The sequence below is a fragment of the Pseudotenacibaculum sp. MALMAid0570 genome, from assembly GCF_040151415.1.
In the GTDB taxonomy this organism is placed as follows: Bacteria; Bacteroidota; Bacteroidia; order Flavobacteriales; family Flavobacteriaceae; genus Polaribacter.
The window spans coordinates 72,793-86,372 of record NZ_JBDKWF010000046.1 but is presented as its reverse complement, the minus strand read 5'-3'; the positions used below and the strand labels follow the sequence as shown (position 1 = coordinate 86,372).

General features: G+C 33.1%; 9 protein-coding genes. 5 read left to right on the top strand and 4 right to left on the bottom strand.

Features of this window, described 5'->3' with window-relative positions:
- The first annotated feature begins 2 nt into the window (after nucleotides 1–2).
- From AAON49_RS05105 to AAON49_RS05085, 5 genes are all read left to right on the top strand, one after another.
- Nucleotides 3–4,676, top strand: a complete 4,674-nt coding sequence (locus tag AAON49_RS05105) for a DUF6443 domain-containing protein (RefSeq protein ID WP_349553109.1) — start codon at nucleotides 3–5, stop codon at nucleotides 4,674–4,676.
- Between the two features lie 86 nt (nucleotides 4,677–4,762).
- Nucleotides 4,763–5,275, top strand: coding sequence for a hypothetical protein (locus tag AAON49_RS05100; protein WP_349553107.1), 513 nt, complete (start codon nucleotides 4,763–4,765; stop codon nucleotides 5,273–5,275).
- Nucleotides 5,276–5,372: 97 nt separating this feature from the next.
- Nucleotides 5,373–6,536 (top strand): hypothetical protein, encoded by a 1,164-nt coding sequence (locus tag AAON49_RS05095; protein WP_349553105.1) that lies wholly within the window; start codon nucleotides 5,373–5,375, stop codon nucleotides 6,534–6,536.
- A 299-nt stretch (nucleotides 6,537–6,835) separates the two neighbouring features.
- Nucleotides 6,836–7,672 carry a hypothetical protein gene (locus AAON49_RS05090; RefSeq protein ID WP_349553103.1) on the top strand — a complete coding sequence of 279 codons (837 nt, stop codon included), beginning with the start codon at nucleotides 6,836–6,838 and terminating at the stop codon, nucleotides 7,670–7,672.
- A gap of 227 nt (nucleotides 7,673–7,899) precedes the next feature.
- Complete coding sequence (locus tag AAON49_RS05085; protein ID WP_349553102.1) at nucleotides 7,900–8,868, top strand: PorP/SprF family type IX secretion system membrane protein; 969 nt, start codon at nucleotides 7,900–7,902, stop codon at nucleotides 8,866–8,868.
- Here AAON49_RS05085 and murI read toward each other — a convergent pair.
- The 4 genes from murI to bamA all read right to left on the bottom strand — a co-directional run bounded on the left by murI (nucleotide 8,865) and on the right by bamA (nucleotide 13,565).
- Nucleotides 8,865–9,656: a glutamate racemase gene (gene murI, locus AAON49_RS05080; RefSeq protein WP_349553101.1), complete on the bottom strand. Its 792-nt coding sequence runs from the start codon at nucleotides 9,654–9,656 to the stop codon at nucleotides 8,865–8,867. The genes AAON49_RS05085 and murI overlap by 4 nt on opposite strands.
- A gap of 70 nt (nucleotides 9,657–9,726) precedes the next feature.
- Nucleotides 9,727–10,272, bottom strand: coding sequence for an OmpH/Skp family outer membrane protein (locus tag AAON49_RS05075; protein ID WP_349553100.1), 546 nt, complete (start codon nucleotides 10,270–10,272; stop codon nucleotides 9,727–9,729).
- Between the two features lie 11 nt (nucleotides 10,273–10,283).
- The gene (locus AAON49_RS05070) at nucleotides 10,284–11,069 is read right to left on the bottom strand and encodes an OmpH/Skp family outer membrane protein (protein ID WP_349553099.1); all 786 of its coding nucleotides are present in this window, start codon (nucleotides 11,067–11,069) and stop codon (nucleotides 10,284–10,286) included.
- Between the two features lie 57 nt (nucleotides 11,070–11,126).
- Entirely contained in the window at nucleotides 11,127–13,565 is a 2,439-nt protein-coding gene (gene bamA, locus AAON49_RS05065) for an outer membrane protein assembly factor BamA (RefSeq protein WP_349553097.1), read from the bottom strand.
- Nucleotides 13,566–13,580: the final 15 nt, after the last annotated feature.

The window sequence follows — 13,580 nt, the reverse complement described above, 5'->3', positions numbered from 1 at the left end:
CTATGATACAAAAGATAAAACAAATGGTAGCTTTTGCAGTAGCAATGCTACCGATGGCACTAATTGGCCAAACAACTACAGAAAATCATGTGGTAAGTAAGACTTACAAAGTGAGGTCTCAGACCTCTTTAAGTACTCAAAATCCTGATAGTGTGGCAACGGCCATCCAGTACTTGGATGGACTCGGTAGAGCCAAACAGTCAGTACTGGTTAAGGGTGGGAAAAATAGCTATGGAAACAACCAATTACCTTATGATTGGAGTGCAGGAAATGCGAATCAGTCAAGTTTTTATAATCTCAATGGAAGCAGTTCTGAGAATCAAATTATAAACGGAACCACACCTTTTGGAGATACGGATCTGATTTGGGAATGTGTAAACGATGCTGCAACAGGAGCAGATGGAGGATGGAATACTGATGATTTTACAATTGACCGTACCAAAGCCTATCGTTATACGGTTTGGGTTAAAAAGACAGGAAATCTAACAGATGGTCTTACCTGTCATGGGCCAATCACCGTTTTTAATCTAGATGGGACTAGTAATCCAAACCCATATTTTTGGTTAGGCGATCTACCACAAATCGATACGTGGTATTTAATGGTGGGTTATATCCATCCAGCAGGTTATACAGGAGGAGATGCGGGTATCTCAGGTGTTTATGACACACAAGGAAATAAGGTTTTGGATGCGACAGAGTTTAAATGGACAGATACTGTTGTGATTAACAGGTTTCGTAGCTATTTGTTTCATGCAACAAATACAAGTACACGTCAGTATTTCTGGAGCCCAGTAGTACAAAAAATTGATGGAACAGAAGATACATTGAGTGATATTATTAATAACGCTAATGTGATTGATAATACTCTTGTAGAGTCCAAAGATATTGTAACACATGTTGAGTATGACAATCTTGGACGTCAAACTAAAGAGTTTTTACCCTATGCTTCAGGATTTTCAGATGGAAGAATTAATAGCCATGCAGGATTGAAAACTCAAGCTTATTACCAAGATAATTACAGTAGTGATTTTGCTGGAGTAATTAATACGGTAGACGTAAATTCGTATTCTGAGAAAATGCTGGAAAGTTCTCCACTGGGAAGAATCTTGGAACAAACTGCGCCAGGAGAAGATTGGAAAATAGGAAACAATACTATTGCAGGAAAAGGATACTCAGACGGTCATAGCATTCGTTTTGAACACGATAGCAATACAACAAATGAGGTGAAAAACTTTCTAGTAAGTCTTACTTTTGCTGATAATACCTATACTCCTAGCATTTCGCAAAGCGGATATTACGGAGTTGGAGAACTCACCAAAACCATTACCAAAGATGAAAACTGGAACGTCTCAGATGCATTAAACAAAACGACTGAAGAGTTTAAGAACAAACAAGGTCAGGTGGTATTGAAAAGAACCTATAACAACAGTCAGGCACATGATACTTATTACGTGTATGACGATTATGGAAACTTAACCTATGTATTGCCTCCTAAAGCAGCAGATCAAACAATCAATTCAACTGTTTTAGATGAATTGTGCTATCAGTATAAGTATGACCAAAGAAACCGTTTGGTAGAAAAGAAGATTCCTGGTAAAGGATGGGAATATATTGTTTACGATAAGTTAGATAGACCAGTGCTAACACAAGATGCCAATCTAAGAACTACGCAAGATTGGTTGTTTACGAAGTATGATGCTATGGGAAGAGTTGTCTATACAGGAATATTTCACAATGGTAGAACTCGTTTAACGATGCAACCGTTGTTTGAAGATGATCTTCCGCAAAATATGTATGAAGATAGAACGACTACACAAATATCATTGGGAGGAGCCGTAATGAAGTATACTAATAAAATGTATCCAACAGATGCAAATAATTTAATAGTACATACAGTAAATTATTATGATTCGTATACAGATCTCCCTTCTGGATTTACAGCACCAACAACTGTATATGATCAACCTATTACTACCAATACAAAAGGAATGGCTACGGTAAGTAAAGTACGAGTTTTAGAGAATGCTAATTGGATTACTACACTTACCTATTACGATGAACTAGCAAGACCTGTATATGTGTATAGTTACAACGATTATCTACAAACCACAGATATTATAGAAAGCAAATTAGACTTTACAGGTAAAGTGTTGGAAACCAAAACAACACATAAAAAGACAGGAAAAGCAGATATTGTAACAGTTGATGTGTTTGAGTATGATCATCAAGATCGATTGATTAGCCAAACGCAAAAAGTAAACAATCAATTTCCTGAGCGATTGGTAAGAAATAACTATGATGATTTGGGACAACTTAAAAGCAAACTCACTGGAAATGGTACCCAAGCAGGGTTTAAAGATGTTACTAATGGTATAAGTATTACTGATAATGTGATTACTAAAAATGGCGGTAGTGGAAGTAGTTGGAATAATGGCCTAGCTACTTTAGGGAATTTTTCTAGAGATGGTTATTTAGAATATGAAGTAATAACTACCAATAATTATTATATGGTAGGATTATCTTCTTCTAATATAGATGCTCACTATTCAACATTAGATTTTGCCATTTATGCAAGAGCCGGAGACTTAAAGGTTTATGAAAGTGGTGCAGATAAAGGACTTTTTGGTACCTACGATACTGGTGATATACTCCGATTAGAACGAATAGGAAACAAAATTTTCTATAAAAAGAATGGAGAAATTTTTTATATCTCAACCAGCAATTCTTCTGGAAGTTTATTAGGAGATATAAGTATAGCAAGTAATGGTGTTCAAATTAAAAACCTGCACATTGTAGACAACAGCAAAGGATTACAAAATGTAGATTATAACTATAATGTAAGAGGATGGTTAACCAATATTAACCAAGACACACAAAACGATAACGATCTGTTTAACTTTACTTTGCGTTATAACAATCCAACAAGCGGAACAGCATTGTTTAACGGAAACATTGCACAAACTAGTTGGAATACTGCCAATACAGATAGTAGTACCAAAACCTATACCTATAGTTACGATGCTTTAAATAGAATTACGAGCGGTATAGACAATACGGGTAATTACAATTTAACATCCGTAAGCTATGATAAGAACGGAAACATTCTTAACTTGCAAAGACAAGGGCATTTAAATTCAAATGCTACCTTATTTGGAGCTATGGACAATTTAAGTTATACATACGATTCTGGGAACAAACTTTATGATGTTACTGATTCAGCCAATAAAGATTTTGGATTCAAAGATGGAACCAATGCTGGATACGTAAGTGATTTTGCATATGACTCTAATGGAAACATGACCTATGATTTAAACAAAGGGATAACTAGCATTAGTTATAACCATTTGAACTTACCAGTAAGTATAACATTTAGTAATGGAGGACACATTGGATATGTGTACGATGCTAGTGGTGTAAAGCAAAGAAAAGAAGTGGAGACTCCTTCAGAAGACCCTTTCTTTACCTATTATGCTGGAAACTTTATATACGAAGCTGCAGAAGGAGAATCTCCCGATCTCCAATTCTTTAACCATGCAGAGGGCTATGCAAAAGTAGATGTCATATCGAGCGCAGTCGAGATATCTTATGTATACCAATACAAAGACCATTTAGGGAATGTAAGACTCACCTATGCAGATACAGACAATTCTGGTGATATAGATGAGAGTACAGAAATCATAGAAGAATCCAATTACTATCCATTTGGCTTGAAACATAAAGGGTATAATAACGTGGTTTCAAGTAATGGAAACTCGGTGGCGCAGAAGTTTAAGTATAATGGATTTGAATTTAATGACGAGCTTGGGTTGAATTTATATGATTATGGATGGAGATTGTATGACCCATCTATAGGGCGTTGGAATGGAGTTGATCCATATTCTGAAATTTATGATGATTTATCTCCATATAACTATGCTTTAAACTCTCCACTCAATGTATTAGATCCTGATGGCAGGCTAGTAGTTTACGTAAATGGATTTAGAACTAGTGCTTATGCAAAATATTTGAAACTTAAAGCAAAACAAAAGCTTTTCGGAGGCCCTGACCCACAGAAGCCTTGGAATCATACCGAAAGATTTTATAAAACAGATACATATACGTATTGGGGTGGTTTTGATATTAATTTTAGAAATAAAGGAGAAGATGCTTTATATGTAGACGGAATGTTTATGCCTAAATCTACTGGGACAGATAGGTTTCAGAGAGGTTTAAGAGAAGGGAAAATTTTAGGTAAAAAAATAATGGATGGTGAAATTACCTTGGAAAAAGGAGAGTTGATTAAATTAGTTGGTCATAGTCATGGGGGTGCTCATGCCATGGGTATGGCAAGAGGATTACTACTTGCTGGTGTGCCACCACATTTGATTCGAGTATTTTTATTCGCTCCTCATCAGCCAAATCAAACTCAATCAGTACCTGAAGTCGATGTATATCAATTCTCTAGAAGAAGCGATAGGGTTTCATCAAAAGGATTTTATAAATCAAAAATGAAGGTAATTGAAGATGCACTTTTTTATGAAATGCCTGAGGGGAATGAAGACAATTTAGGAAGTCATGGTATTCATACATATACTGCTGAAGAATTGAAAAAAGCTCACCCTAAACTCTATGCATATTTAGTTGAGCAAAAAATCATAAATGAAGATGGTACTTTGCGAGATGATAGTAATAAATAATCAAATTTCTTAAAATGAAAACTAAGTTTATTTTAATGTTTACTTTAATGTTTACTTTAATGTCCTGCTTCGAAAACAAGACTTTTTTGTCTGATGAAGAAAAAAAATGGAATCCCTACAAGAAAGGGCAGACATTAGTTTTTGAATCATCAGAAGGGAAATTGGATTCCATACATATAAAGGATGTAAGGTCACAATTTCCTGATGGGTTAGGAGTTAAGGAATATTATGAAGTTTTAAATGTAGTAGGATTATCTGAAGATCCAAAATGGAGTAAAAAGGTTGAGGAGGATATTCTATCAATTCAAGCTAAGACAAAAAAAAGAGATAGTAGATTAAAATTTTGTTTGAGTATAAAAACAGCCAAGTTTTATTATTCTGGCTATTATCTATTTAATGATAAATTAATTAGAAAGACAAAAAAAAACTTTACAACGCCATATAAAGAGTTTAAGAATATTACAATAATCGAGTCACCAGATAATTTTTTTGAAGTAAAAAATGCAATAAAATTTTTATACTGGAATAATGAAGTTGGTTATGTAGGGTTTGAAAAGTTTGATGGCGTTAGTTGGAAACTGAAAGAAGTGTTAAAATAAAATGTCTAGAGGGCTTAAAAACGCCTATAATAATGTTTGTTAATTATATTAAAGCGGTAGTAGATTCTACTACCGCTGTTTTTTAAATTGAGTATTTATGAAAAAATCAAGTTTGCTTTTTTGTTTGTTACTCACTGTTAGTTCTGTGGGGGCACAAAAACAATATGAACCTGTGTTAGTCATACTTAAGCCTAATAAAATTATAGTACATGAAGTATTTAAAAAACAGATTGATTCATTAAATAGTTCTATTTCAGAAAGATTGAAGAATGTTGATTGGAAAGAAAGAGAAAAGTCTGTAGAAAAAGAGTTTAAAGATGAAGAAGAGAACATAAGAATAATGGAACTTAAAAAGTTAGCTTTTATGAAGGAAGCTGATTATTTTTCTAATTTATCTTCGATTTCTGAGCTATTTTTACAATTTAAACTATTTCCTGATTTTGAAAACTTAATGATTTATGCGGTTACTGATAAAGTGCCTTATAATGATACTAAGAGTCTCAATTTGGTTTCAATAAAACATGATTCTCATTATGTGCTCAATTTTTCTGAAGTAGAATTATTACAAAGTGAGGAAGGGAAAAGGTGTAGGATAACTATTCAATTGTTTGACAAGAAAAAAAATGAAATAGTTCTTTCCAAAAAATTTATTGGAGATGATAAAAACCCTGGGTTTGAATTTGCCTGTGAGACAGGGACTATAGAATGCACTATAAGTAATTCTCTTGCTTCGGCTCTTCCAGAGGTAATAAAAACCATTTATGAGAATAACTCTTCTGTTCAGAAAAAAAAGAATCTATTCATTTCTAGAAATGAAGTGCTTTTGAATGATTATTATTTAATACCCTCAGATAATTTAATTCCCGAAGTTTTACAAGAAAAAGATCAGTCTTTACCCATTAAAAACTTTTACCAAGGGATATTGAATAGTGAAAAAAATAAGTTTATAAGTTTCTTTATTATTGATACGGAAGGAATGAGTTTTAAGGATTTAATCAATAAAAAAGAAAAGATGAATGTAGAAATTCTTTCTAACTCTTTCGGAGAGGTACCCAATATGATGGGGTTTTTAGTCATAGGAATTAAAAACGAGAATAAATGGGTTTTAAAGAAGAAAAAAATAACTTATTTTGACTCGAATGATATTTTTGAAGCTAGAAAACAATATTTTTCAATTCTTTTATCTCTTGATTTTTTTAAATCTGAATCTATAGAAATTAATCCTAATTTTTGGAATACAGATTTATTTAAATCAAAATAAAAAGCGAGTGTTCTCGCTTTTTGTATTTATGTTTGTTTTTGTAGTAATATCCCAAATTAGCACTTACAAAAACTAAGTGCTAAATGTAATAGAACCACTCTGTAAAAGGAGTGGTTTTTTTCAATGAGTATAAATTTTTTTAAAAAAATTAAAAACTAGGGTAGGGTAAATTAAAACTTAACTGTTACCTATGAATAGCGTAATTATGTGTTAACCGAAACAATATTGCAGCTATTTAACATATTTTAAGTATTTAACGCATAATTTAATTATATTTATCAACTCAAAATCAAAACACAATGAAAAAAATTATTTTTAGCGCACTACTACTTGTAGGGATTATTTCCCTTCAAAGCTGTGAGGAGAATACAAATCCAATATTTGACAATGTGAACGGTCAAACTATGTTGAGGTTTGTAAATACGTCTTCTACTCTTCCAGTAGAACCTACAGGTGTAACTTCCCAAGAACTTGTAGTACACGTTACTACGGTATCTACTTCAGACAGAACAGTTACTTTAGAAGTAGACGCATCTTCTACAGCAACTAGCAACCAATACACAATTAACGATATTGTAATTCCAGCTGGAGAATATACAGGAACAGGAAGCGTGATAGGAAACTATGCAAATCTTCCTAGCAGTGGTTCTGTAGACTTAGTATTAAATATGACAGGTGTTAGCGGTGGATCTTCTTTCCAAGAAAATGCTACTTATACACTTACATTAGAGAGATTCTGCCCATTAGTAATTGCAGATTTTTACGGAACATATACACAATACAGATCATTCAATGATTTTGGTAATGAAACATTAACAGGAAATGCAACTATTTCTGCAGGTCCTGCACCTAATACATTGTTAATAACAAATCTTTACGCTTCTGGTAGACAAGGAGTAATTGAGTTAGATTATTCTAACCCAACTACACCACTTGTAACTCATAGAAGTATAGAGTTTGGAGCTGTGTTTGCAACATTTGCTAGTACAGGTCCTTTATACACGTATATGTTAAGTTCAGATCAACCTAACAATACATTTAATACTTGTAACAAAACAATTTCTTTAAATTTCTTTAGAACCAATGGCCCTAACGTATATGGTGGGGAGTATGGAATTTTATTAGAGAAGCAATAAAGAAAATTCAAATAAGACAAACCTAGAGCATTTTTGCTCTAGGTTTTTGTTTTTATAAGACCACTACAAGCTGTTTTCTGCTAAAGAATTACAAATAGATAAAATAAAATAGCAACACAATAAACCCTTGTTTTTTCTGTTTAAAGGGTGTTGTTAAATTATAAGTAACATAGGTTTATTAATATAAAAACAATATATTTGACAACCCTTAAAGTGTTGTAGCTTTTATGAAGTTATTTAAAAAACTTACGTTTATTGTTTCCCTCATTTTTGTTGCTAATGCAAGCGCACAAGAAACATTGCCTATCTACTCAGATTATCTGTCAGACAATGTATATTTAGTGCATCCTTCTGCGGCCGGAATTGGAAATACAGGAAAGCTTCGTTTTACAGCTCGTCAACAATGGCAAGGAATTAAAGATGCACCAACCTTACAAACCTTAAGTTTTCACAATCGTTTTGGAGAAAAAGCGGCTTTTGGTTTTGTCTTGTTTAACGATAGCAACGGATTTCACTCTCAAAAAGGATTGCAAGGTACGTATGCGTATCATTTAGATATCAATAGAGGGTCTTATATCAATCAGCTGTCTTTTGGTATTTCATTAACAGCGGTGCAAAATCAAGTAGATCAATCACAGTTCTTTGGAGATCCAACTGTAGCACAATTAATACAGAGCGATAGTTACTTTAATGCAGATTTTAGTCTTGCTTATCACAGGGCAGGTTTTTCGTCATATTTTACTGTGAAGAACTTATTATTATCAGCTAAAAACAATTTAAATAACAATTTAGAACCATTAGATCTTAGAAACTATATCTTATCCTTTGGGTACTATTTTGGACAAGATAGACTTATTCAATACGAACCTTCAGTAATGATTCAATTGCGTGAATCTACAGGAGAGCGTATTGTAGATTTTAATGTGAAAGCATATAAGAATTTTAAAGACGGTCGTTTTTGGGCTGCATTGTCATACCGTAGAAGTTTTGATGCGCAACCTATAGAAAACTTAGCTTATATTACTCCAATTCTTGGTGTAAACTACAACCGATGGATGTTCTCTTATACCTACACTAAACAAATTAACGATATTGTTTTAACAGATGCAGGTTTTCATCAAGTATCTGTTGGAATCAACTTATTTACTAGAAGACCTAGAGCTTCAGCGTGTCCAAATATCAACGCTACTTTTTAAAAAGCTTTTTCTTCAATACTTACTTGAGAGTTATTTAGTAATCTGTGCAATACAGAAGCTTCTTTATTGATGTAAAATTGATGAGATGTCTTAGCAATTGTTTGCGTTTGCAGTAATCCTTGTTGTTGAAGAATATGTTTGGTCTGACGTGCTACTGCCAATCCAGAATCAATAATCTTAATACTCTCTCCTAAGATCAATCGAATTTGAGGAATTAGATACGGATAATGAGTGCAACCTAAAACTAAAGCATCTACATTCTGGTGCATCATTGGTTGTAAGTACGTCTCTAAAAGAGCATTCATTTCAGGAGAATCAATTTGTCCGTTTTCAATCAAATCTACCAAACCTTCACCTACTTGTTCTATAATGGTTACTTCAGGATCAATCTTGCCAGAAGTAGTTTCAAAAAGCGTACTATTTAGAGTTCCTTGTGTGGCTAGAATTCCTATTTTTTTGGTCTGTGTAACCAATCCAGCAGGTTTTATTGCGGGTTCTATACCAATAAAGGCTACATCATACTTTTCGCGTAAAATCTCAATAGCATTTGTTGTAGCCGTATTACAGGCAACCACAATAATCTTTGCATTTTGATTTAATAAGAATTCGGTGTTTTTGATACTGAATTGAATAATCTCCTCTTTAGATTTTTTCCCGTAAGGAGCATTCTTACTATCTGCTAAATACAAGGTGTTTTCATGAGGTAGTAATTCTACAACCTCTTTCCAGATAGAAGTTCCGCCAACTCCAGAGTCAAAAAAACCAATAGGATGATGATGAGTATTCATGTTGTGTAAAAATAAAAAATCCTATCGTAGTAAGCGATAGGATTTTCTATTAGATTGTGAGAAGTTTTTATTACTTCTTAGCAGTCGTTTGAGGTTGCTTTTGATCTGGTAACAATCCTAATTTTGTTTTTAGGTCGTTATAGATATCAGTACCATCAGCAACTAATACTCCTTTTCCAGCAGAAGAATCTAAGATATAAAGCAATCCTTTTGCTTTACAGATATCTTTAATTGCTTTTTCTGCTTTTTGTAGGATAGGAATCAACTTAGATTGTTGTTTTTGTTGAATGTCTTGTACAGCAGCTTGCTCAGCTTGAACGATTCTATTTCTATCACCTTGAATCTCTTCTGCTCTTTGCTTGTTTACCTCTTCGGTTTGTGTGTTTTGCTCTGCAGAGTATTTTTTGTACTTCGCTTCAAACTTTTTGCCCATTCCATCGATTTCATCTTTATAAGTCTTAGAAATTTTTTCGATTTCAGCTTGTAAAGCTCTAGTTTCTGGCATGTTTGCAACAACTCTTTCCAAATTCACATGACCTATTTTTTGCGCATTAGCAACTCCGCTCATTCCAAGTGCTAAAAATGCAACCAATAGTAAACTCTTCAATTTTCTCATTTCGATTTATTTTAATTATTATCCTGTTCCTTTTTTTTATCTTCTTCTTTTTTCTTTTTCGCTGCTTCTTTTTTCTGTTTTAATAATTTTCTTTTAGCTTCTATATCAGCTAATCTTTTCTTTCTTGCTTCTTCGATCTTTTTCTTTCTAGCAGCTCTGTCTTCTTCTTTCTTTTTTCTAGCAGCTTCTTTGGCGGCCAAAGCCTTTTTCTGTTTATCACTTAACCCTTTCGTTGGGTTTTTCTTAGCAGCTTGTTTTTCTTTGTTTTGTTTAATCTTACGATCTCTAACAATGGCCTTCAAAACAAGGTCGCTAATATCGTGTTTTTTATTGGAATACAGCATAACTAAATCGCTAGATTTGTCAAAAACAAAATCGTATTGTCTTCGAGCTGCTATGCTTTGTACCGAATTATATACTTGATCCTGAACAGGTTTTACTAATTGTTTTCTTAGTAAGAACATGTCGCCTTTTGGGCCAAAGTATAAAGATTCTAATCTCCTTAATTCTTGCTGTTTTAATGTAATCTCATCTTCTTTTTCTTGAATAAGATCTTGTGTTAAAATAGCTCTTTCATTTGCTAAATCTGTCTTTAGCTTTTCTATGTATCGAGTAAGTTTGTCTAACTCACCTCGCCACTTAGTTACTTTTGAATCTAAGGTGTTTTGTGCGTCTAAATATTCAGGAACGTTTTCCAGAATATATTCCATATCTATGTATGCAATTCTTTGTGCTTTTTGAGCGCTAACTGTGATAGCACAAAAAATGAATACAGATACAAAAATTTTCAACCTCACAATATTATGCTTTGAAAATATCATGCCAAAAAAAAATTAAAGTTAATCCCCCACTTGTTAGAACTGCTGTCCAATGATAAAGTGTGTTTGCCAACCCGACTTTACATTTGAACCAGGAAGTGGATCGAAACCATGAGCAAAATCGATTCCTAATAAACCGAATGCAGGCATAAATATTCTAATCCCCAAACCAGCAGACCTTTTTAAATTAAACGGATTAAAGTTACTAAAATTGTCGTAAGAATTACCGGCTTCTAAAAATCCTAACGTATAAATAGAAGCACTGGGGGAATCAGTAATTGAATATCTTAACTCTAATTGAAATTTATTATATATAGTTCCTCCGTCTATAGAAGATAACCTATTGTTTTCATAACCTCTTAAACCAATGTTTTCTCTACCATCTAACTGGAACTGCGCAATCCCATCACCTCCAACAAAGAAACGCTCAAATGGTGTTGTACCTAACTCGCGGTTGTAGAAACCTAAGTATCCTAATTCAGCATTAGCCATCAATACCAACTTGTCGGTAAAACCATTATACCATTTTCCTTTAAAGATCAACTTATAGTACTCTAACCATTTAAATCTTTCAGCTGGAGCTAAACTTTGATAATCTTTATCGTTAAATAATGAATAAGGGAATGTAGCTTTAGCACTAATACTAAATGTAGATCCGTAAGTTGGGAAAATTAAACTAGGTCCTGCAGAGTTTCTAGATAAAGTAACATTGTAGGCTAAATTATTTAAGCTACCATTACTTAAAATATCTTCTCCAACTCTAAATTGGTAATCGTTTAAGTTGAAACTTTGGTAACTAATAGTTTGCGATAATGTAAACCAGTCACTAGGCCATTGTAATCTTTTCCCTAAACCAATAGAAGCTCCAATAATACCTAAACTTCTACTTCTATCCACATCAAATGATTGCGGATTTAACTGAAATTGTTTAGAAGAATAAATAGAAAACGATAATGATTGTGGTTTTCTACCTCCTAACCAAGGCTCTGTAAATGAAAAGCTATATGTGTTAAAGGTTCTACTTGTTTGTAATCGTAAAGCTAAAGACTGTCCGTCTCCCATTGGAAGCGGCTTGTAGGCTTCTTTGTTAAATATATTACGAATAGAGAAATTGTTAAATGATAATCCTAATGTTCCAATAAAAGAACCTCCACCATAACCACCTTGTAGTTCTATTTGACTACCTCCTTTTTCAACAACAGAAAACTCGATATCAGCAGTTTTGTCTTGGTAGTTTGGTTTTACATCTGGAGTTACATTCGTGTCAAAGAAACCTAATTGTCCAATCTCACGAATAGAACGAATGATAGCATTTCTACTAAAAAGATCTCCAGGTTTTACACGTAATTCTCTAAAAATTACCTTATCGTTAGTTTTATCATTTCCAACAACAGTAACTTTATTGATGGTGGCTTTTTCGTCTTCTCTAATTCTTATTTCTACTGTAATAGAATCGTTTACTACTTTAGTTTCTACAGCATTTACTTGAGAGAATAAGAATCCACTATTCTGATAGAGTGTTTGAATATCTTCAGAAGTAGGAGTTCCGTCACCAGAAATTCTTTCCTTTAAGACAGATCCATTATAAATATCACCTTTTTGAATTTTTAAAATCTGATTTAACTTCTCTGCAGAATAACTTTTGTTTCCAACATAGATGATATCTCCAAATCTATACTGACTTCCTTCTTCTAAAGTAATATCGATGTTGATAGTATTGTCTTCATTCCAAGAAATAGAATCTTTTAAAATACGAGCATCTCTAAATCCTAAACGGCTATATTTATCTAAGATGCTTTCTAAATCTTCATTAAACTTATCATCGATATATTTTGAGCCTTTCCAGAATCTACCAGGAAATTGTCTTCTGGTATTTTTCATTGCAGTTCTTAGCGTCCCGTCAGAAAGATTACTGTTTCCGTGAAAGTTTATGTTTTTAATCTTGATTTTATTTCCTTTATCAACATGTACTTTCATGTTTACAACGTTGATGTCTGAGGAATCAATTTCTGTTTTAATATCAACTTTGGCTTTTAAGAAACCTTTGTCTGTATATTTTTTCTTGATATAGTTTCTGGTAGTTACAATTAAGTTATCTGTAACCATAGCTCCGGTTTTAATATCAGCCTCACTTTTGATATTTTTCGCCTTATTCTTTTTAATACCAGTAATAGTTACCTCATTTAATTGAGGTAATTCTTGAACGTCAAATTGAAGATATACTGTATTTCCATCTACGCGAGCTAAATAAACGTCTACAGTACTAAACTGCTTACTCTCATATAGTTTTTTAATAGCACTTGTTAACTTATCTCCAGGTAATTTGATAGGTTGACCATCTTTTAAACCTGTGAAAACTTTTACCGTCTGCTCACTAAATTTTTTCAAACCAGTAATTGAGACACCTCCAAGAATGTATTCTTTACCTTTTTCATAGTTGAAATTGGTTTGTACTGGAATTGTATCTTTCTTCACTACGTTAGTAGAGTC

Excerpts from the sequence above, each read along its gene's own strand:
- AAON49_RS05075 (WP_349553100.1), bottom strand. The coding sequence starts at position 10,272 with ATGAGAAAATTGAAGAGTTTACTATTGGTTGCATTTTTAGCACTTGGA.
- AAON49_RS05105 (WP_349553109.1), top strand. The coding sequence starts at position 3 with ATGATACAAAAGATAAAACAAATGGTAGCTTTTGCAGTAGCAATGCTA.
- murI (WP_349553101.1), bottom strand. The coding sequence starts at position 9,656 with ATGAATACTCATCATCATCCTATTGGTTTTTTTGACTCTGGAGTTGGC.
- AAON49_RS05085 (WP_349553102.1), top strand. The coding sequence starts at position 7,900 with ATGAAGTTATTTAAAAAACTTACGTTTATTGTTTCCCTCATTTTTGTT.
- AAON49_RS05090 (WP_349553103.1), top strand. The coding sequence starts at position 6,836 with ATGAAAAAAATTATTTTTAGCGCACTACTACTTGTAGGGATTATTTCC.
- AAON49_RS05095 (WP_349553105.1), top strand. The coding sequence starts at position 5,373 with ATGAAAAAATCAAGTTTGCTTTTTTGTTTGTTACTCACTGTTAGTTCT.